This is a genomic window from Streptococcus oralis Uo5, assembly GCF_000253155.1.
Classification (GTDB): Bacteria; Bacillota; Bacilli; order Lactobacillales; family Streptococcaceae; genus Streptococcus; species Streptococcus oralis_L.
On the sequence record NC_015291.1, the window covers coordinates 66,573 to 85,441 of the forward strand.

Sequence of the window (18,869 nt, forward strand, 5' to 3'; positions counted from 1 at the left end):
CCATAGATGGTGAATACACTTTCTATGGTTTGTTTACTTAATAGAAATAGAAAAAAGGAGATGAAAATGAAAGCATACACAGAGCGTGTATTTGGAAATCATGAGGGTAAGGATGTCTTGGCCTATCGCTTTGAAACGGATGCAGGCTATCAGCTGGAGGTTATGACCTATGGAGCGACGATTTTACGCTACGTAACTCCTGACAAGGCTGGAAATTTTGCCAATGTGATTTTGGGTTTTGATGATTTTGCTAGCTACGTAGGCAATAGTCCCAAGCATGGAGCAAGTGTAGGTCCTGTAGCGGGCCGTATTGCAGGTGCAACATTTGAGCTCAATGGCAAGACCTATGACCTTGAAGTCAACAATGCTAGCAACTGTAACCACAGTGGTTCAACAGGTTGGGATTCGAGCTTGTTTGAATTGGTCGAGGTGAGCGACCATGGCTTGACCCTCTACACAGAGCGTACAGACGGGACAGGAGGATTTCCTGGTAATCTTAAGATTTGGATTAGCTACCACTTGGAAGAAACTGGTGCCTACGAAGTCAGCTATAAGGTGACGACAGATCAGGATACGCTGGTCAATCCAACTAATCACAGCTACTTCAACTTGTCTGGTGATTTCACGCAGACAGTTGACCGCCATGTCTTCCAACTAAACACAGAGGGCATTTACCCAATTGCTCCGGACGGTGTTCCAGCAAAAACTCCAGATGCCAATCGCGACGTGGTGAAACACATCTACAATGGTGCTTTGTTGAAGGATATCTTTGCAGAGGACGATGAGCAAATCCAGCTGGTATCTGGTTTGGATCACCCATTTGCTCTTCCTGCAGGTCATGACAATGCTGGTTTCCTTTATGACCAAAACTCAGGTCGTTTCCTACTTTTCAAGACAGAGGCCCCTTGCTTTGTGGTCTACACAGCAAACTTTGTGGATGAGAGTGTCATCATAGCTGGTCAGCCAATGGTACAGCACAATGGGATTGCCCTTGAAGCGCAAGCTTTACCAGATGCCATTCACAGCGACCTCAAAGACCAAGTCATTCTCAAAGCAGGGGAAACTTTCACCAGCAAAACTCGCTACGAGCTTGTTGTAAAATAAAAAGAAGAGCTGGTTTCCAGCTCTTTTGAGTTGTCTTCGTTGACATTTTATTTCAATAGTGTATAATTGATGTAATTAACAAAGTTACAACAAACAAAAGGAGACACCCTATGACTTATGCTTACCAAAGCCACATTTACCTAGCAGAGGCGGTTTTAAATGTCAAGGATTTGAAGAGTCAAACGGCTTTTTATCATCAGACTATTGGCTTGGAGATTTTATCGCAAACGGAGGCAGAAGCGATTTTGGGACTAGGTAGAAAAGCCTTGGTCCACTTGATTCAGGCAGAAAAGTCTGGCGAAGTAAGGGAGCATTATGGGCTCTACCATCTGGCGATTTTGTTGCCGACACGAAAAGCTTTGGCAGATGTCTTGAAACACCTAAGTGATTTGCGTATTCCTCTGGTCGGGGGTGCAGATCATGGATACAGTGAAGCCCTTTATCTGGAGGATTTGGAAGGAAATGGCATTGAACTCTACCGTGATAAGCCAGTGTCTTCATGGGATATTCGAGAAGACGGTCGTATTATCGGTGTGACCGAAGCCCTTGCGGCACAGGACATCTATGAGTTAGGGGAAAAGGTGGATCCCTTTATCCTAGCGGAAGGGACGAGAATGGGGCATATCCATCTATCGGTTAAGGATAGCCACGCGGCGAGTCGGTTTTATCAAAAAGTGTTGGGGCTAGAGGATAAATTTAGTATTCCGAGTGCTAGTTGGATAGCGGCAGGTCAGTACCATCACCACCTGGCTGTTAACGAATGGGCTGGAAAAGGTCTGGCTCCGCGTGAGCAAGGCTTGCCAGGCTTGGCCTACTACGTCCTTGAGGTCGAAAGAAAGGAAGAACTCTTGGACATCGTTCAGCAAGCACAAGAGCTAGAAGCACCGATCAAATGGCTAAATTCGAGTGAACTGGATCTTGTAGACCCAGATGGGATTGTGACCCGCATTCGCTTGGCACGATGAGACGAGGAAAACACATCATTTACTTTAGAGACATAGAAAAAGGCGGATAAGCTCGCATTCTGTTTTTAGAATGCGGACTTGTTCGCTTTTTTATGGAATGACGAAGCCTTTTTTGACTCTAGCCAATCTATCTATCTATCGGGGATATTTTCCCTTTTCTGGGGGTTCATGCTATAATACTAATAAACTTTTCTTTCTCTAGGAAGGCAAACGCCGAAAATGGGCTAGAATGCTGGCAATCGTTGTCACGATGCTTTTAAGAGAAAGTAGAACTCTGTTTGAACATCCGTATTGAGTTTAGGAGACGGGAAATAGATGGACACAAGTGTAAAAAATTTAATCAGTATGGGCCCTCTGGAGGACTCTTTTATCTATTATGATCTGAAGAATCAAGTATTCTACAGTGTAAAACAAGGCATAAATTATTCAGCCATTGCAGCCCCTATTGCAATCTATTCCTTGCAACGGTTGTCAAAGTTGCTCAACCAAACCTTTGGAGATGTCTCATCCCCTCTTAATCTAATCTTCTTTATCCTGATGTCTCTGTTTTTGGTTTTCGGGACCATTCTCCTTGCCAAGTCTACCCGACGCAACATGAAGACAGATAGATTTAGAAAAGTTCGGCTGACAAAAGCCAATATCAAAACACTTAGGAGAAAATCTAGGGCGTTGACAGTAGTTGGCTACATTTTTGTTTTAATAACGATTTTTTCAGCCTATCGTTATCTGGCTGTTTCTGATTTTCAGTTTTTACTTATGTACATGTTAGGGATTGGTATTCTTACATATATGGTCTATGATTTTCAGATGAAAACGCGCAAACGACTGTTCAAGGAGCTGATGGAGATATTACAGGACGATAGCCGAGGAAAAGAGGGAGAAATGTAAGATGAGAAAAATCATTTATATAGGCCAAGGATGCCAGCAATCCGTCTACTATAACACAAGGACGAGAGAGGCTTTAGCGACAGAATATAGCAACTTGCCAGATAGTGAAGGCGCCATCAGTTCAAAGAAATCCAAGTGGCCTTGGGTTGTCTTCTTTGCTTTCTTGCTAGTTGCTATTATCGGTATTTGGATTCGTTCCTTGATAGCACCCTTTAGATTGAGTGAGTGGATGGCACCTATCCATCTAGCCGCAATCCTTTTCGTTTTTATCGGAAGTGTTTATGGATTTGAAAAACTCTTCTACAGTGGGGCTAAGTCGCTTGTCCCAGCAAGTGAAGAGCAGTTTAAAGATGCTGTTGAAAGTAGTACTTTTTGGAGGAAGTCTCCAGATAAGGAACCAACAGTCGATAAAATCATCTTGTATCTATTTGTTATCCTCGTTCTTCTATTTGTTTTTGTTATTGTTGTGTTCTTTGCCATACCTGGGACCTTCATTCCCTACTATGAACATGAATGGTTTGAGCCGTCGATGTTCATGGTGCCAATCGGAGCAACGATCGTCCCAATTAGTGTCGTACTGCTCTTGTTCCAAAACAACCCTATCCGCTGGCTGTTAGACGTACGAAAATACAAGCAGGGGAAAGTATTATTTAGGGAAGAGAAGAACTAGAAACACGAGAGAAACGCTATTACCATTACCAGTGGTTGGTGATGGTGATGTTTTATCAACAACCTATGATAAAATTGAAGTTTCTGATTATAGTGATTAGTGAAAACTGTGGTGATTTTATATGAGAAAAATAATTTTTATTGGACAGAGCGGTGATAAGGCCGTTTACTATAATACGCGAACAAAAGAGGCTCTTGTAGCAGATAAGAGTGCCTTGTTAAATACAGAAGGGGCTAGGAGATCGAATAGGGGGATTGCTCCTTTAATTGCTATATTCTCTTTGTTAGGTTTACTCGGAGGATTTGTTGCAATACCAATTTTCTCAGGCCTTCGTTATAATAGTGGGATGGTTCCTATTTTTATTCTTTGTCTTTCCTTTATCCTATTTGGATTTATATGGATGATGGAAGTCGCCTTATATAAAGGAGTGAAACGAGTCCAAGGAGCAACAAAGAAAGAGTTTAAAGAAGCAGTTTATTCAAATTTGTTCTGGGAAAATTTTAGTGAGAAAAAAGCGACGTTTGCGAAAATGTTGGCTTTTATGATTGTCATGCTACTAGTTTTTATGACTACTATAGTAATATTTGCTGCTGCAATTCCGGGCACTATTGACTCATTCAATAAGCAAGAGGCATTTGATATACAAATCTTTTTCTCGCCTTTAGCAGGTCTCTTTCCTGCCTTGTTGTACCTTTTCTTATTCCAAAACAACCCTATCCGCTGGCTCTTAGCTGTGCGAAAGTATGAACAGGGGAAAGTAATATTTAGGGAAGAAATAGAAAAGAGGGAATGATAATGTCACAAGAGAGATATTTGCAAATCAAAAAAGAGCATCAAGTTCGTAAGTTTGTGGGGCGTTTCCTCTTCATTCTTCTCGCTATACTCGATGTTCTACTGGTATCAAGTCATTCCAATTATGTCCCGCTTGTAACGGTGGCTATGGTAACGATTGTGCCTTTTAATCATTTTCTACTTGGTCCTCTTAGGAGGCAGAAAAAAGCTATAGAAAAAGAGCATCCAGAATGGAAAATACTCAGCACACAGGGAGTAAGGGTTCCCTCGGCTGAAGCCAATAAAAGAACCTTGGCTGGTATTGGGATCTTGATGGCCTTGCTGTTGTCTTTTGGGCTATTTTATAAACCTGTGAAACAGTCGAACGTCCAAGTAAACAATCCGCCTAAACTTGATTTTAACACGCCTGAAACGTCCAAGCCTTCTGAGTCTGAGTCGTCGAGTTCCTCTAAGACCAAAGAATCCAGTTCCTCAGAGCCGAAATCCTCGTCTTCGACTGAACAAAGTTCTAAAACCGAAAGTTCAGGAACAAAGCCGTCAAAAAGCGAATCCAATAATCCTTATTACCAGATTCCAGGACTTACTGACGAACAGGTGAGAGATATCATATCGAAATCTGTGAAAGATTTGAGAGAAAAACAGTCAAAAGAAAAATCCGAGGAATAGACTCGAGGACTTCAATGTCCTTCTGGACGAGTTAGTTTTGGGATTTTACCGTATAGAATAACAGGAGGAGTTCATATGAATAAAGAAGTGATTGGTTTGATAGTTGGGACAATCGTCATCTTCCTATCTTTTGTATTTGTGTGTGGGACCTTTCTTTTCCTCTATCTTCGAGATCAGAAGTTGGTCCGCCTTGCCAAGTCATCCGTTTCTGGAACGGTTATCGGCTATAGCCGTTTTCGTGAGGGGTATCCACCTATCGTCGAATACACGGTGGATGGGATTGCTTATAAGAAAACCTTGCAGTATTTTATGTTCAAAACGGTCACAATTCCGTGGGGGACTACTAAATTTTTAAAGGACTATACAAGAGAAGATATGCTGGCACCTTCAATCACTCGCTACAGCAACTCCTTTGTTTCCTTCAAACGCTTGATGCAGACCCATTTCCCCCTTCATTCGGAGCTGACAGTCTGGTATGATCCAGACAAGCCGACCAGGGCCTATGTCGAACGTTACAGCGGAATGAACAAGTTTTACAAGTGGTTTGGTATCGGATTTGGGCTGGCTCTAGTTATAGTCTATGGGATAGTGATCCTAGCCTTTTTGTCCAATTTGTCCAAGATATACGCATAAAGGTCAGTTGGTTAATAGGAAATTTAATTTCCCATCGAGCTTCAAGGAGGACAGAGTTTCTTTTCCATTTCCATGCTTATCAATCTTTTCTATCCGATACAGAGAAAAGGTTGCCTCCTACAAATACAGACAGGAAGTGAATTTTGACAAAGCCCCTTATTCGAGATATAATGAAGAAAAAGTGACCAAGGATAAATCAATGACAAACTCAAAGTATATAACACGCCTGAAACGTTCAGAGGGTCAGTTGCGTGGGATTCAAAAGATGATTGAAGAAGATCGTGACTGCGCAGATATTGTTACGCAGTTGACAGCAGTGAAATCTAGCGTTGAGCGCGTGATTGAGATGATCATTACTGAAAATCTCACTGACTGTATCAACCAACCACTAGACGACCCCGAGGCTCAAAAGGAACGCCTAGAAAAGGCCATCCGATACCTGATTAAACGAAAATAAACTAATTTGCTATTGATAAACAATGCAGACAAAGGTATTTAAGTTTGTTCCGACAAAAAAATCATGTCGGACAAACGGATGATTTCCCCCAAATACCAATGAGCAAACCTCTTTTTAGATACCATCAATTTGCTTCGTTTTATAGAAGCGACGGGCTACGAATCCTATATCAGTGGGTTGCAGAAATGAAAAAACCGATTAAGGAACTTAATCGGTTTTTTCATTATTCTACTTGACCGGGCCAAGCATTCATACCACCTTCTACATTGATAACGGTGAGGCCTTGGGCGCTTAGAAATTCACAAGCAGATGCGGATCGCACTCCACCTTGACAGATGACATGGTATTCCTGGTCAGGTTTGAGTTCTTTGTAACCTTGCTCCAAGGTACTTAACGGAAGATTTTTGGCACTTGGTGCATGTCCTGCTTGGAATTCATGCACTTCACGTACATCGATAAGATTTAGATTTTCATTTAGGTATTTTTCATAAAAGTCAGCCATGCTGATACTAGTTTCCATATTTGACTCCTTCTGGATTAGCCATTTTATATTGTGAATAAGCGCCATCAAGGCTTTGGACGGTAAATCCTGCCTGCTGGAGGCTGTTCTTTGCAATATAGCGATGTAGGCCTGGTTCTTGTCTGGTTCATCCAAGTTCTCCCATAGTTCGCTTAGGGGGATGTGGATGGTGTCAACCTTAAGTCGACCACTTTGGAATTCGCCACTTGTCCGTACATCAAGGAATTTCTTTCCCTTAGTCAGTTCGTCTTCGAGCTGGTACCATTGGATATTATCGCTCAGACCTTCGATAAGGTTCAAGGCTACGTAGCCCATTTTATGCTTCTAGATGACCTTACCTGTCCAAGCGCTCATACCGCCTCGGACATTGATGACATCATAGCCTTTTTTCTTAAGCTTTTTCGCAGCTAGTTTGCTTCGTACACCAGAATGACAAATGACATAAAGTGTTTCTTTTGTCGCTGGTGTATAAGATCCGATTTCGGTTAGAGGGACATTCTTGGCGTTTTTGATATGACCCCTACGGAATTCTATAGGCGTCCGAACATCCAGTAGCTGAATCGGTTCTCTGAGTTTAGCTTCTAACTCGCTGGTCGAAATACTGTCAATTTTTGTAAATAATAAGTGAAACATAGGCACCTCCAAATATACCCTTATGGGGTATATTAAACCATGAAGTCAAGCTTTTGTCAAGCAAGTTGTTTTGACTTGGGAGGGAATTAGTTTCGAGAGTCTAGAAAGCAGGCTATTCTTGACCTTTCAAAGGCTTTTTGATATGATGAGTCCAAAGTAAGTGTGAGGTGATAAGATGGCTAGCGAATACCAGAAAATGATAGCAGGGGAGCCTTACCGTCCGTCGGACCCAGAGTTGCGTGTCTTGGCACAAGCTTCTCGCCAAAAACAGGCTGCCTTTAACAAGGAAGAAGATCCCTTGAAGGGAGCGAATATTATCAAGACTTGGTTTGGCTCAACTGGGCAAAATCTCTATGTCAATCCACGCTTGGTGGTGGACTACGGTGTCAATATCCATCTAGGGGAAAATTTTTATTCTAATTGGAACTTGACTATGCTGGATGTTTGTCCGATTCGCATCGGGAACAACGCCATGCTTGGCCCCAACTGTCAGTTTTTAACCCCACTCCATCCACTGGATCCGGATGAACGCAATTCAGGGGTCGAATACGGCAAGCCCATCACCATTGGAGATAATTTCTGGGCTGGAGGTAGCGTCATTGTCCTTCCTGGAGTGACACTGGGAAATAATGTCGTTGCAGGAGCAGGGGCCGTGATTACCAAGTCCTTTGGCGACAATGTTGTCCTAGGTGGGAATCCTGCGCGTGTTATCAAGGAAATCCCAGTAAAAGAAAACTAAAAAGAACAGCCCAAGCTGTTCTTTTTATGAGCTTTAGTCTTATAAATTTTTCTTCTTTTTGGCTTTCTTGGTCAAGGAGACATTGCACTGAGAAATCTTGCTTGTCAGGTAGCTTGTCAGTTGGAAGTCGTCTACTTGAGGATTAAGATCGACTTCGTAGACGGTTTGCAAGGATTCACCAGCGTTGCTGGTATCTACTGAGATAAGGTCAGACTCGGTGCAAAATTGATCCAGCGCGACCTGGATAGTATCTAGGCGGTCTTCTTTATTGGGAAGTGTGATGGTCAAGAGTCTACGACGTTGGTGATTGCTCTTGCTCTGTTGTTTTTCCAAAAGGAGCCAAATACCTAGGATAAAGACCGTGAAGAGAACGGCTAAGAGAAGGTAGCCTGTCCCTGCCGCCAGACCGATGATCATGGCTAGAAAGATAGCGATTAGCTCTCGAGAGCCACTCGTTGCAGAACGAAAACGAATGAGACTAAAGGTCCCTGCCACTGCAATGGACGTTCCGAGACTACCATTGACGAGGAAGATAACCAGCGTCATCAAACAAGGTAAAAGGGTCAAACTGATGACAAATTCCCGTGTGTAAAGAGTCCGTTGCTTGTAGGCCCAGCTGAGTGCTAGTCCTAGAAAAAGGCTGACGACGAGGGCGAGTAGGAGTTGGAGGGGGTCAGCAGTGGCGGTTGCGTCGTTGAAAATAGAGTTAAAAAGATTAGACATAAGCATTACCTACACTTTCTCCGATAGGTTGAGGTGCATAGGCCAGTCCCTGTGATTTATGGTAGGCGCAGGAGTATTTTGAGAATTTTTGCTCTACTAGCCCATACTTATCAAGGATATCCTGTAGCCATTGTGGTTTGTCACCAGGCGCTTTGATTTCCATGATGACCAGTTCGTCTTCTAAGAGAGGCAGACCTTTTTTGTCAGCGAATAGGCAGACCTGTTTATCACGATAGGTCAGATTTTGGTCAAGAGTGACACGAATTTTCTGGTAGGGGGATCCTGGGATTTTCTTTTTTTCTTTTAGTGAAAAACGGTCATAAGAGATATAGATACGCGGTTTGAGATCTTCACTGTAGCGTTGGCGTAGCTTTTGAACCTCTGCTACCAGAAAGCTATCTTTGATCAGGTCTTCTCCCCAACCCTTGGTGATGAGTTGGGTGATGGTATCTGACTGGGCCAGGACGCGGTGCTTGTGACCGACACCGGCATCATCTTTTGACTTGATTTCTAGAAAGACGGGGCTGTTAGCGCTTGGTTGCGCGAGATAGGTTCGCATACGGATTTTTTCCTTCTTATGCTGATCCTGCAGAGAGTCTTGGATGAGCTGAAAATCTTCTGTATCAAAGTAGATATTGGAAATAGTCGAAGTCGGATAGTCGTCCTCGACGAGGTAGTCTTTCAAATCTTCTATTAAATCGTGTAGGTCTGTTTTAGAGACCAGGTACTTGGTTTCGATCCGTTCAAAGCTTGTTTCTAGGGGTTTCATAAGCAATTTCTCCTTTAGATAAATCATAGATTAAACAAGGTAAACTTGCTTGGAACAAGTCTAGAGGACATTTCTAAAAGTTTTATTAAGCGAAACTTAACTGAAACTGAATTTAAGGAAACTTTCAGAAAAGTTTTAGTTTTGTTTCAGGAATCTTCTGTAGACTGTCTAGCTATATCATACGAAGGAGAGGAAAAAGCTATGAAATCAAAAAAATGGACCCTACTCGCAACGAGTTTAACGGCAATGGTGCTGATGGCAGCATGTGCCCAGTCAACAACTACATCCAATACCAATGCAACGACAAATAGTGCCACAACAACTGCAACAAAGACAAACCAATCTTCCTATTTTACAGAGAAGGACTATGATACTTCTTATGATGAAAGCACAGCTTCTAAAATTGAGCTATCTGGCTCATCTGCAAACGTCTCTGGAGATGGAGTGACAGTCGTCTCTGAATCAACAGTGACCATCACAAAATCTGGAACCTATGTGATTTCAGGTCAGTCTGACGGAGTGCAAATCAAGGTCGAGGTAGATAAGTCTGCAGATGTTCATCTAGTCCTAAAAGGAGCGACCATGACCAATACCAATGCAGCGATATCTGCGACATCAGCTGGCCATGTCTACTTGACTTTAGCAGAGGGAACCACCAACAGTCTCTCTGACTCAAGCTCTAACAGCGACGAAAAAGCAAACGCAGCTCTCTTTTCTAAGGTGGATTTGACCATCAACGGGAAAGGAACTCTCAATGTAGATGGCAAGAAAAACAATGGTATCAAGGCTAACGACACCCTCCACATCACGGGTGGAACCTATAACATCACAGCAGTTGGCGATGCCTTTAATGTCAATGATGAACTCAACATCACTGGTACGACCATGACTATCGATGCCCAGGAAGATGGCGTAAAGGTGGACAATGACGAGGATACTTCAGTCGGAACCATGTACCTATCCAACAACAACATCACCGTCACAGCAGGAGATGATGGAATTCACGCTTCTGGTAACCTAGTGATTGATAGCGGTACCTATACCGTCAAGAATTCAACAGAAGGGATAGAAGGAAAATCCATCACCATAAACGACGGCGATATAAATGTCTATGCGACAGATGATGGTGTCAATGCGGCTAACAAAAATGCTCAACAAAGTGAGATTTTCTTTGCCATGAACGGTGGGAACCTGACAGTAGAAGTTGGTCAAGGGGATACAGACCCAATCGACTCAAACGGGGATATCACGGTTACAGGTGGAACCATTAAAATGATTGGTCAAACAGGTTTTGACTTTGATGGAACAGCGACCTACACAGGCGGGGATATCTATCTCAACGGCGAAAAACAAACGGAAATCGTCAACTCTATGCCTGGAGGCGGTGGACCAAATGAAGGCCCTCAAGGAAATGGTGGTCCTGGCGGTCCAGCCCCTGGCGGACGAGGATAAAAAAGAATCTCCTTTCTCGAAAGAGAAGGGAGAGTTTTTATGTTTGAGAGATGGATTATAGCTAAAACAACTCCCAATTAGGTCTTGAAAATTTCTTAGTCTGTTTCATATAAAAATGAGTAAAATGAATTTCCATCGCCAAGGTCATTAGAGTTGCGATAGCAATGACGATGGTAGGATTGGCTGAGAAAAGCAGAGGAAGAATAGGCCTTTAAAAAGTGGACAGGAAAGACCATTTCGGAGTATAGAGAGGAAGTTCAAAAACATTTTTAGAAATAAGACATATGCATTATAAACATCAGATACGAATCTGGTGTTTTATTTTTTAAAGAATTTAACCCTTTCTCTTGACAAGTGAGTAATCACTCACTATAATGGGTTTATATTTAGTAAGTGAGTAAGCACTCACCAAAGGGGGAAGTAAATGAAAACATTACTACATTTACAAGATTTAGTAAAATCTTTTGACCATCAAATAGTTCTGAATCATGTCAGCTTTGAATTGCAGCCAGGAGAAATTATAGGATTAATTGGTCCGTCTGGTGCTGGTAAATCAACTATGATTAAGACTACGTTAGGAATGGAAAAGGCTGATGGAGGCGTAGCTTTAGTGTTAAATCACACTATGCCGAATCGCCATATTTTAGGAGATATTGGCTATATGGCCCAGTCAGATGCCTTATATGAGGCTTTGTCAGGTCAAGAAAATCTGGAATTTTTTGGTCAGCTAAAGGGGCTTTCTAAAAAAGACCTGAAGGCGGAAATAGCTCATATAGCTCAAGTAGTAGATCTGACAGACTACTTAAACAAGGCGGTATCTGGTTATTCTGGAGGAATGAAACGGCGTTTGTCACTGGCTATCGCGCTTTTAGGAAATCCTCAACTCTTGATTTTGGACGAACCGACAGTTGGAATCGACCCTTCTCTTCGAAAGAAAATCTGGAAAGAATTATTCGCGCTTAGAGACAATGGGGTAGGGATATTAGTTACTACCCATGTTATGGATGAAGCAGAGTTAACGGATAAGGTCGGCTTATTATTAGGTGGAAAAATCATTGCTTTTGATACACCGCAACACTTAAAAGATAGTTATCAAGTTTCAAGTATTGAAGAAGTATTTTTAAAAGCAGAAGGTGAGTAAAATGAGAACAATAGCGATTGCAAAAAAAGTCATCAAAGAATTACTTCGTGACAAACGAACTCTAGCCCTGATGTTTATAGCACCTGTTTTTATCATGTGGTTGATGAACCTCATGTTTTCAGCTAGTACAACCGTGAATGTCAAGTTAGCAACACAGGATCTACCAACTGGTTTGGTAACGAAAATGGATGAGCTCGATCATGTGGACGTCGAGACTTATCAAGACTTAGATCAAGCCAAAGAAGCGCTAGCAAATGAAAAAGTCGATGCTGTGATTTCTTATAAAAACGGTGAGTATCAGGTCGACTACGCAAATACGGATGCTTCTAAAACAACTATGACACGACAAGTGTTACGAACGAGTATCGCCAGTGAAGGCACCGATCAGTTAGTATCTCGTGTTAAACAAGCTCTTCCACAATTGGACTCGGACGCAAAAACACCAGAAATCAAGGAGTCTTACCAGTATGGAGATGAAAATACAAGCTTCTTTACCAGCATGATTCCGGTTTTGATAGGTTTTGTAGTTTTCTTCTTTGTCTTTTTGATTTCAGGTATGGCGCTTTTGAAAGAGCGCACCAGTGGAACACTAGAACGTTTGTTAGCAACACCAGTGAAACGATCTGAAATCGTCTATGGCTATATGTTGTCTTACGGTATTATTGCGATTTTTCAAACGGCAGTTGTCGTTTTAGCAGCAATTTGGCTACTAGATGTAGAAGTTGTAGGAAGTATTTTAAATGTTATAATAGTTAATGTGGTACTGGCTCTTGTAGCACTAGCTTTTGGAATTCTCTTGTCTACTTTAGCAAAATCAGAATTCCAAATGATGCAATTTATTCCTCTCGTGATTATGCCCCAACTTTTTTTCTCAGGGATTATTCCATTGTCATCCATGGGAGAATGGGCTCTAACTGTGGGGAAATTTTTGCCATTAACCTATTCTGGTGATGCAATAAGCCAGATTATTCTTTACGGGCACAATCTTGGTGATATTTTGTCAAATCTTGGTGTTTTAATGATTTTCTTGATCATTTTAACAATTCTTAATATTGTTGGATTGCGTCGTTATCGTAAAGTTTAGAAATCAACATAAATAATGCTAAAAAGGTGTGAAGATTAGATGGATAAGACTGTTTTTGAATCGTTTGAAGATTACTTAGAAGAAGCGAATTACCCTCAAGGAAAGAAAAAAATCATGCAGGCAGCAGTGGATCTCATATCAACCAGGAGTTACCATGGGACCTCAACTCTTCACATAGCTGAGCGTGCTGGACTAAGCCAGGCAACTTTGTTTAAGTATTTTAAGACGAAGGATGATTTACTGACGGCTATTTTACATCCTGTAGTCCCAGGCATTTTTGGTAGTTTTTTTGAGGAACTCTTAGCTTTTGAAACGACAGAAGAGAGGGTTCGTTATCTCGTCCATGATCGTATGAGCTATCTCAAAAAAAATCGTGCTTTGATGAAAATCATTCTGCAGGAGAGTTTTTCAAATAAAAAACTAAAAAATGAACAGATTTTTATCTGGAATGCTATTCAAGATAAACTTCGAGTGCTTCATAAGGAATTGCTAGCAGATCCACGTGTAAATCCAGAGTTAACGATTCCTCAAATGGTTCGTATTTGTGTTGGCCCGTTGTTGGCTTACTTCGCTCAGCTTTATATCGTTAGTGACAACGGAGAAATAAAGGAAGAAGATCTAGACTTATTAGAAAAACAGATTTTAGGTGGTTTGTGGAAATAGAGTAGGCCTAGACAAAATGGAGGCTAGATTCTATTGGTTTGGCTTCTTGTACAAGATAATATAAAAGGGTATACATTACCTGATGCAGATTTGTGCTTTTTTATTATTGAATTTGGTATTTTGGTGATAGTCCTCAATCACTTTACTAAAACAGAAACCGACCTCTCCAGCAGTGCAACGATTTCTTAAATGTATGGAAGAGGAGTTTTCTGGCTTGCTAAAGTCGACTCCTTGACACTTCGTCAGCTTTTGATACAATAGTACAAAATTAGAGGAGGTGGACGATGATTCAGAAACATGCGATTCCCATTTTAGAGTTTGATGACAATCCCCAGGCGGTCCTTATGCCAACACATGAGGGGCTAGATTTAAAGTTGCCAAAGAAGTGCATCTATGCGTTTTTGGAGGAAGAGATTGACCGCTATGCTCAGGAAGTAGGGGCGGAGTGTGTTGGTGAGTTCGTTTCGGCCACCAAGACCTATCCTGTATATGTCATCAATTACAAGGGCGAGGAGATCTGTCTAGCCCAGGCGCCCGTGGGCTCTGCCCCAGCGGCCCAGTTTATGGATTGGTTGATTGGCTATGGTGTGGAGCAAATCATCTCCACTGGTACCTGTGGTGTCCTAGCCGATATAGAGGAAAATGCCTTTCTCGTCCCTGTTCGCGCTCTGCGAGATGAGGGAACCAGCTACCACTATGTAGCGCCTTCTCGTTATATGGAGATGCAGACTGAGGCTATCTCTGCCATTGAGCAAGTCTTGGAACAAAGAGGCATTCCTTACGAGGAAGTTATGACCTGGACGACAGATGGTTTTTACCGAGAGACGGCTGAAAAGGTTGCCTATCGCAAGGAAGAAGGCTGTGCTGTTGTGGAGATGGAGTGCTCTGCTCTTGCGGCAGTTGCCCAACTACGTGGTGTTGTCTGGGGGGAATTGCTCTTTACTGCAGATTCCCTGGCGGATCTAGATAACTACGACAGTCGTGACTGGGGCTCTGAAGCTTTTGATAAGGCACTCGAACTCTGTCTTGCCATTGTGCACCACATGTGAGTGTTCTGACTGTTTTTATGGTAGAATGTAGTTATGTTATTCAAATCTTTTTTGGAAAAAATAAAGACGACACTGGGACGGTTATCACCAGCCCGTCGCATCTTTTTAAGTTTTGCCTTAGTTATCTTCCTGGGTTCGCTCCTTTTAAGCCTTCCCTTTGTGCAAGCAGCAACGTCACAAGCGACCTACTTTGACCATCTCTTTACGACCGTGTCCATGGTCTGTGTGACAGGGCTTTTTACTCTGCCAGTGGCTTCTACCTACAATATCTGGGGCCAGTTAATCTGTATGATTTTGATCCAGATTGGTGGTTTGGGGCTCATGACCTTTATCGGAATCTTTTATATCCAAGGTAAGCAAAAGCTCAGTCTTCGTGGCCGGGAGACCATTCAAGAAAGTTTCAGTTATGGAGAAACCCAGTCTTTAAAGGATTTCATCCGCTCGATCTTTCTGACGACTTTTCTGGTGGAAGGGATTGGTGCCTTTCTCCTGAGTTTTCGCTTTATTCCTGAATTTGGCTGGGGACGAGGGGTGTTAACCTCTATCTTTTTGGCTGTTTCAGCCTTCTGTAATGCTGGATTTGATAATTTTGGAAGTACGAGTTTGCTAGCCTTTCAAACGGATCCCTTGATCAATCTAGTGATTGCAGGTTTGATTATCACGGGTGGTCTAGGATTTATGGTCTGGTTTGACCTAGCGACCCAGTTTGGGAAGAAGAAAAAACGCCGCCTGCGTTTCCATACCAAGTTGGTTATCTTTTTAACGGCGGGAATTTTACTCTTTGGAACCGTATCGACTTTGGTAATCGAGTGGAACAATCCTGGAACGATTGGAAATCTCAGCGTCCCAGAGAAACTGCTGGTTAGTTTCTTCCAGAGCGTCAGCATGAGAACGGCAGGCTTTGCTTCCATTGACTATACCCAGGCTCGACCGGTGACCTTGTTCATCTATATCCTACAGATGTTTCTAGGAGGGGCGCCTGGAGGGACAGCAGGGGGGCTCAAGATTACGACCTTCTTTGTCCTGTTGGTCTTTGCTCGTAGCGAACTATTGGGCTTGCCTCATGCCAATGTGGCTCGGAGGACCATTGAACCCCGAACCGTACAAAAGTCTTTCAGTGTCTTTATTATCTTCTTGCTGACCTTCTTGCTGGGCTTGATCCTGCTAGGGATAACAGCAGAGGGAAATCCGCGCTTCATCTACCTCATGTTTGAGACCATTTCAGCCCTTGCGACAGTTGGGGTGACGGCAAATTTAACACCAGAGCTAGGCAAGATAGCCCTCAGCATCGTTATGTTGCTGATGTTTATCGGTCGTATTGGTCCCTTGACACTACTGGTCAGTGTAGCAGAATACCAGCCAGACAAGAAAGATACGATTCACTATATGAAAGCAGATATCACCATTGGGTAAGAAAGGAAGAACGATGTCAGATCGGACAATTGGAATTTTAGGCTTGGGAATTTTTGGGAGCAGTGTTTTGGCAGCCCTAGCCAAGCATGACATGAATATTATCGCTATTGATGACCACGAGGAACGCATTAATCAATTTGAACCAGTGCTGGCGCGTGGGGTAGTTGGAGATATCACGGATGAGGAACTCCTTCTATCAGCGGGGATTGACACCTGTGATACCGTAGTTGTCGCAACGGGTGAAAATCTGGAGTCCAGTGTTCTCGCGGTTATGCACTGCAAAAGTCTAGGAGTGCCGACCGTCATTGCCAAGGTCAAAAGTCACACAGCTAAAAAGGTTCTAGAAAAAATTGGCGCGGACGCAGTCATCTCACCAGAGTATGAAATGGGGCGCTCATTGGCACAGACCATCCTCTTTCATAACAGTGTAGACGTCTTTCAGCTGGACAAGAATGTATCGATTGTCGAGATGAAAATCCCTCAATCGTGGGTAGGTAAAAGCCTCAGTCAGTTGGATTTACGTGGGCGATACAACCTCAACGTACTTGGCTTTCGTTCCTACGAAAATGCTCCTCTGGATGTCCAATTCGGACCCAATGACCTCTTGCAGGCAGATGCCTACATCATGGCCGTCATTAATAACCAACATTTGGACACCTTGGCAGAGCTAAGTGAGTAGGAGAGGAAGGGCACTCTCTTTCCAAATAATTAACGAGTCAATATAAGTATTTTATAAGAGGGATTTAAGAAAAATTTTAACTTTTTCTTAATCCTTTTTAATTTTAGGAGATTATACTAGAGTCATCAAAAAAAAGAAAAACTCTAAGGAGAATCCTATGAAATTCAATCCAAATCAGAGATATACTCGTTGGTCTATTCGCCGTCTCAGTGTCGGTGTTGCTTCAGTTGTTGTGGCTAGTGGCTTCTTTGTCCTAGTCGGTCAACCAAGTTCTGCACGCGCTGATATCGTCAATCCGACTCCTGCCCAAGTCGTGCCAGACGCAACTTCGGTGAGTGAAAAGAGCGACTTACCAGCAGAGATTCTCAAAAAAGCAGTCGATGTAGCTCTTCCTTCAGAACAGTCTATTCCAACACCTAAAGCAAGTGTGGATACGACAAGCTCTTCAGAAAAAGCGGACGCAACTGCTAAAGAGCCGGCAGTAGCGCCAAAAGAAGAAGTACAAGCACAACCTGACTCTAAGAAACAAACAGAAGATGCAGTTAAACCTGTGGAAAGTCCTGCGCCTACAGTTTCTGGACAAGACCGTGAAGCTAGTGAAGCGCAAGCAGCGACCACCCCAGCTGAAGTACAAAAAGGTGTGGCTGACAATACAAAAGATACAGTAGATGTCCCAGCTAGCTACCTTGACAAAGCCAATTTCCCAGGACCATTTACAGCTGGTGTCAACCAAGTCATTCCATATGAATTCTTCGCTGGAGATGGCATGTTGACTCGCCTGATCTTGAAAGCTTCTGATAAGGCTCCATGGTCAGACAACGGAACAGCTAAAAATCCCGCTCTCCCACCAGTAGAAAAATTGGGCAAAGGCCTTTACTTCTATGAAGTGGATTTAGCAGGTACCCAAGGCAAATCTGACAAGGAACTACTTGACCTCTTGAAACAAAATGGTACACAAAGCTATAAAGCTACTATCAAGGTGTACGGTGCGAAAGACGGCAAGCCTGACTTAACTAATCTGGTAGCAACTAAAGATTTGACTGTTAATTTGAATGGCTTGACCACACCAAATCAGGTCAAAGAGTCTGTTGTTAACAATGTCAAAGACATGATTGATGTTCCAGCTAGCTACCTTGAAAAGGCTAAGGTTCCTGGACCTTTCTTGGCCGGCGTCAACCAAGTTATTCCATACGAAGCTTTTGGTGGAGATGGCATGTTGACTCGCCTCTTGTTAAAAGCATCAGACAAAGCCCCATGGTCAGACAACGGAACAGCTAAAAATCCTGCTCTATTGCCACTTGAAGGCTTAGCTAAAGGCCAATATTTCTACGAAGTGGATTTGAATGGCAATACGGTTGGCAAAGATGGTCAGGCCTTGCTGGATCAACTTCGAGCTAACGGAACCCATACATACCTAGCTACTGTTAAAGTCTATGGATCTAAAGATGGCAAACCTGATTTGACCAATCTGATTGCTACTCGTCAAGTAACGATTCGACTTCGTGGAAAAGAAATGGCGACAACACCATCTCAACAAGGTCAGATGAATACGAAGCCTTCTGAAACAGCCTCTACAGGTACGACTGAGGGTATGATGGGTACAAATCACCATATGTCAGATATGAAAGTAGATCAACCAGCTTCTAGCCCAATGGCTAATATGATGAAAAAAGATGATAAAGCGATGTTACCAAATACTGGGGAAGCTAAAACAGCTACAGCTGGCCTTGGTATCTTTGGTCTAGCCTTGGCAGGGCTTGTTGGACTTTTGGGTTTGACAACCAAACGAGAAGATTAAGATTCAAATCACTTAAACATTAGAGAAAATA

Annotated in this window: 21 protein-coding genes and 2 pseudogenes; 17 read left to right on the plus strand and 6 right to left on the minus strand. The window is 42.7% G+C overall.

Annotated features, from left to right (window positions below):
- Positions 1-66 precede the first annotated feature (66 nt).
- The 8 genes from SOR_RS00305 to SOR_RS00340 all read left to right on the plus strand — a co-directional run bounded on the left by SOR_RS00305 (position 67) and on the right by SOR_RS00340 (position 6,175).
- On the plus strand, positions 67-1,104 hold the full coding sequence (locus tag SOR_RS00305; protein ID WP_000649394.1) for an aldose epimerase family protein: 1,038 nt from the start codon (positions 67-69) through the stop codon (positions 1,102-1,104).
- A gap of 110 nt (positions 1,105-1,214) precedes the next feature.
- A complete protein-coding gene (locus SOR_RS00310; protein WP_000220442.1) occupies positions 1,215-2,069 on the plus strand; it encodes a VOC family protein in 855 nt (284 codons plus the stop codon).
- A 315-nt stretch (positions 2,070-2,384) separates the two neighbouring features.
- Complete coding sequence (locus SOR_RS00315) at positions 2,385-2,957, plus strand: hypothetical protein (RefSeq protein ID WP_000381575.1); 573 nt, start codon at positions 2,385-2,387, stop codon at positions 2,955-2,957.
- 1 nt (position 2,958) lies between these two features.
- Positions 2,959-3,627: a hypothetical protein gene (locus tag SOR_RS00320; protein ID WP_001226450.1), complete on the plus strand. Its 669-nt coding sequence runs from the start codon at positions 2,959-2,961 to the stop codon at positions 3,625-3,627.
- Between the two features lie 121 nt (positions 3,628-3,748).
- Positions 3,749-4,420, plus strand: a complete 672-nt coding sequence (locus SOR_RS00325; protein WP_001226100.1) for a hypothetical protein — start codon at positions 3,749-3,751, stop codon at positions 4,418-4,420.
- A gap of 2 nt (positions 4,421-4,422) precedes the next feature.
- The gene (locus SOR_RS00330) at positions 4,423-5,085 is read left to right on the plus strand and encodes a hypothetical protein (RefSeq protein ID WP_013670146.1); all 663 of its coding nucleotides are present in this window, start codon (positions 4,423-4,425) and stop codon (positions 5,083-5,085) included.
- A 75-nt stretch (positions 5,086-5,160) separates the two neighbouring features.
- Complete coding sequence (locus tag SOR_RS00335) at positions 5,161-5,718, plus strand: DUF3592 domain-containing protein (RefSeq protein WP_001031651.1); 558 nt, start codon at positions 5,161-5,163, stop codon at positions 5,716-5,718.
- 199 nt (positions 5,719-5,917) lie between these two features.
- On the plus strand, positions 5,918-6,175 hold the full coding sequence (locus tag SOR_RS00340) for a metal-sensitive transcriptional regulator (RefSeq protein ID WP_002880547.1): 258 nt from the start codon (positions 5,918-5,920) through the stop codon (positions 6,173-6,175).
- A gap of 223 nt (positions 6,176-6,398) precedes the next feature.
- On the opposite strand, the gene SOR_RS00345 is transcribed toward SOR_RS00340, so the two are convergent.
- From SOR_RS00345 to SOR_RS00350, 3 genes and pseudogenes are all read right to left on the minus strand, one after another.
- On the minus strand, positions 6,399-6,695 hold the full coding sequence (locus tag SOR_RS00345; protein WP_041170828.1) for a rhodanese-like domain-containing protein: 297 nt from the start codon (positions 6,693-6,695) through the stop codon (positions 6,399-6,401).
- Positions 6,685-7,010: pseudogene (locus tag SOR_RS10415) on the minus strand (rhodanese-like domain-containing protein); the annotation flags it as partial. The gene SOR_RS00345 and the pseudogene SOR_RS10415, both read right to left, overlap by 11 nt.
- Positions 7,011-7,019: 9 nt before the next feature.
- Entirely contained in the window at positions 7,020-7,328 is a 309-nt protein-coding gene (locus SOR_RS00350) for a rhodanese-like domain-containing protein (RefSeq protein ID WP_000468870.1), read from the minus strand.
- A 175-nt stretch (positions 7,329-7,503) separates the two neighbouring features.
- Here SOR_RS00350 and SOR_RS00355 point away from each other — a divergent pair, with 175 nt between their 5' ends.
- Entirely contained in the window at positions 7,504-8,067 is a 564-nt protein-coding gene (locus SOR_RS00355) for a sugar O-acetyltransferase (protein WP_000135707.1), read from the plus strand.
- Positions 8,068-8,106: 39 nt separating this feature from the next.
- Here SOR_RS00355 and SOR_RS00360 read toward each other — a convergent pair whose 3' ends face one another.
- Both SOR_RS00360 and SOR_RS00365 read right to left on the minus strand, forming a co-directional pair.
- Positions 8,107-8,790 (minus strand): DUF4956 domain-containing protein, encoded by a 684-nt coding sequence (locus tag SOR_RS00360; RefSeq protein WP_013670147.1) that lies wholly within the window; start codon positions 8,788-8,790, stop codon positions 8,107-8,109.
- The gene (locus SOR_RS00365; protein WP_000803018.1) at positions 8,783-9,559 is read right to left on the minus strand and encodes a polyphosphate polymerase domain-containing protein; all 777 of its coding nucleotides are present in this window, start codon (positions 9,557-9,559) and stop codon (positions 8,783-8,785) included. The genes SOR_RS00360 and SOR_RS00365 overlap by 8 nt, the downstream gene beginning before the upstream one ends.
- Before the next feature lie 201 nt (positions 9,560-9,760).
- On the opposite strand from SOR_RS00365, the gene SOR_RS00370 reads away from it, so the two are divergent.
- Complete coding sequence (locus SOR_RS00370; RefSeq protein WP_013670148.1) at positions 9,761-11,011, plus strand: carbohydrate-binding domain-containing protein; 1,251 nt, start codon at positions 9,761-9,763, stop codon at positions 11,009-11,011.
- Positions 11,012-11,072: 61 nt separating this feature from the next.
- Here SOR_RS00370 and SOR_RS10435 read toward each other — a convergent pair.
- Positions 11,073-11,207 (minus strand): annotated as a pseudogene (locus SOR_RS10435) (low temperature requirement protein A); the annotation flags it as partial.
- A 228-nt stretch (positions 11,208-11,435) separates the two neighbouring features.
- Between SOR_RS10435 and SOR_RS00375 the strand changes: the two are divergent.
- The 7 genes from SOR_RS00375 to SOR_RS00405 all read left to right on the plus strand — a co-directional run bounded on the left by SOR_RS00375 (position 11,436) and on the right by SOR_RS00405 (position 18,838).
- Positions 11,436-12,152, plus strand: a complete 717-nt coding sequence (locus SOR_RS00375; RefSeq protein WP_000854374.1) for an ABC transporter ATP-binding protein — start codon at positions 11,436-11,438, stop codon at positions 12,150-12,152.
- 1 nt (position 12,153) lies between these two features.
- Positions 12,154-13,236 carry an ABC transporter permease gene (locus SOR_RS00380; protein WP_001259049.1) on the plus strand — a complete coding sequence of 361 codons (1,083 nt, stop codon included), beginning with the start codon at positions 12,154-12,156 and terminating at the stop codon, positions 13,234-13,236.
- Positions 13,237-13,275: 39 nt separating this feature from the next.
- Positions 13,276-13,899: a TetR/AcrR family transcriptional regulator gene (locus SOR_RS00385; RefSeq protein WP_000361924.1), complete on the plus strand. Its 624-nt coding sequence runs from the start codon at positions 13,276-13,278 to the stop codon at positions 13,897-13,899.
- Positions 13,900-14,183: 284 nt separating this feature from the next.
- Complete coding sequence (locus SOR_RS00390; RefSeq protein WP_000615025.1) at positions 14,184-14,948, plus strand: nucleoside phosphorylase; 765 nt, start codon at positions 14,184-14,186, stop codon at positions 14,946-14,948.
- Between the two features lie 33 nt (positions 14,949-14,981).
- The gene (locus tag SOR_RS00395; RefSeq protein ID WP_000897928.1) at positions 14,982-16,361 is read left to right on the plus strand and encodes a TrkH family potassium uptake protein; all 1,380 of its coding nucleotides are present in this window, start codon (positions 14,982-14,984) and stop codon (positions 16,359-16,361) included.
- A 13-nt stretch (positions 16,362-16,374) separates the two neighbouring features.
- Positions 16,375-17,040: a potassium channel family protein gene (locus tag SOR_RS00400; protein WP_001283886.1), complete on the plus strand. Its 666-nt coding sequence runs from the start codon at positions 16,375-16,377 to the stop codon at positions 17,038-17,040.
- Between the two features lie 157 nt (positions 17,041-17,197).
- The gene (locus SOR_RS00405) at positions 17,198-18,838 is read left to right on the plus strand and encodes an SSURE domain-containing protein (protein WP_000671335.1); all 1,641 of its coding nucleotides are present in this window, start codon (positions 17,198-17,200) and stop codon (positions 18,836-18,838) included.
- Positions 18,839-18,869: the final 31 nt, after the last annotated feature.

Bases quoted from the DNA above. Each gene is read 5' to 3' on its own strand.
- SOR_RS00305 (WP_000649394.1), top strand. From the start codon at position 67: ATGAAAGCATACACAGAGCGTGTATTTGGAAATCATGAGGGTAAGGAT.
- SOR_RS00310 (WP_000220442.1), top strand. From the start codon at position 1,215: ATGACTTATGCTTACCAAAGCCACATTTACCTAGCAGAGGCGGTTTTA.
- SOR_RS00315 (WP_000381575.1), top strand. From the start codon at position 2,385: ATGGACACAAGTGTAAAAAATTTAATCAGTATGGGCCCTCTGGAGGAC.
- SOR_RS00320 (WP_001226450.1), top strand. From the start codon at position 2,959: ATGAGAAAAATCATTTATATAGGCCAAGGATGCCAGCAATCCGTCTAC.
- SOR_RS00325 (WP_001226100.1), top strand. From the start codon at position 3,749: ATGAGAAAAATAATTTTTATTGGACAGAGCGGTGATAAGGCCGTTTAC.
- SOR_RS00330 (WP_013670146.1), top strand. From the start codon at position 4,423: ATGTCACAAGAGAGATATTTGCAAATCAAAAAAGAGCATCAAGTTCGT.
- SOR_RS00335 (WP_001031651.1), top strand. From the start codon at position 5,161: ATGAATAAAGAAGTGATTGGTTTGATAGTTGGGACAATCGTCATCTTC.
- SOR_RS00340 (WP_002880547.1), top strand. From the start codon at position 5,918: ATGACAAACTCAAAGTATATAACACGCCTGAAACGTTCAGAGGGTCAG.
- SOR_RS00345 (WP_041170828.1), bottom strand. From the start codon at position 6,695: ATGGAAACTAGTATCAGCATGGCTGACTTTTATGAAAAATACCTAAAT.
- SOR_RS00350 (WP_000468870.1), bottom strand. From the start codon at position 7,328: ATGTTTCACTTATTATTTACAAAAATTGACAGTATTTCGACCAGCGAG.
- SOR_RS00355 (WP_000135707.1), top strand. From the start codon at position 7,504: ATGGCTAGCGAATACCAGAAAATGATAGCAGGGGAGCCTTACCGTCCG.
- SOR_RS00360 (WP_013670147.1), bottom strand. From the start codon at position 8,790: ATGTCTAATCTTTTTAACTCTATTTTCAACGACGCAACCGCCACTGCT.
- SOR_RS00365 (WP_000803018.1), bottom strand. From the start codon at position 9,559: ATGAAACCCCTAGAAACAAGCTTTGAACGGATCGAAACCAAGTACCTG.
- SOR_RS00370 (WP_013670148.1), top strand. From the start codon at position 9,761: ATGAAATCAAAAAAATGGACCCTACTCGCAACGAGTTTAACGGCAATG.
- SOR_RS00375 (WP_000854374.1), top strand. From the start codon at position 11,436: ATGAAAACATTACTACATTTACAAGATTTAGTAAAATCTTTTGACCAT.
- SOR_RS00380 (WP_001259049.1), top strand. From the start codon at position 12,154: ATGAGAACAATAGCGATTGCAAAAAAAGTCATCAAAGAATTACTTCGT.
- SOR_RS00385 (WP_000361924.1), top strand. From the start codon at position 13,276: ATGGATAAGACTGTTTTTGAATCGTTTGAAGATTACTTAGAAGAAGCG.
- SOR_RS00390 (WP_000615025.1), top strand. From the start codon at position 14,184: ATGATTCAGAAACATGCGATTCCCATTTTAGAGTTTGATGACAATCCC.
- SOR_RS00395 (WP_000897928.1), top strand. From the start codon at position 14,982: ATGTTATTCAAATCTTTTTTGGAAAAAATAAAGACGACACTGGGACGG.
- SOR_RS00400 (WP_001283886.1), top strand. From the start codon at position 16,375: ATGTCAGATCGGACAATTGGAATTTTAGGCTTGGGAATTTTTGGGAGC.
- SOR_RS00405 (WP_000671335.1), top strand. From the start codon at position 17,198: ATGAAATTCAATCCAAATCAGAGATATACTCGTTGGTCTATTCGCCGT.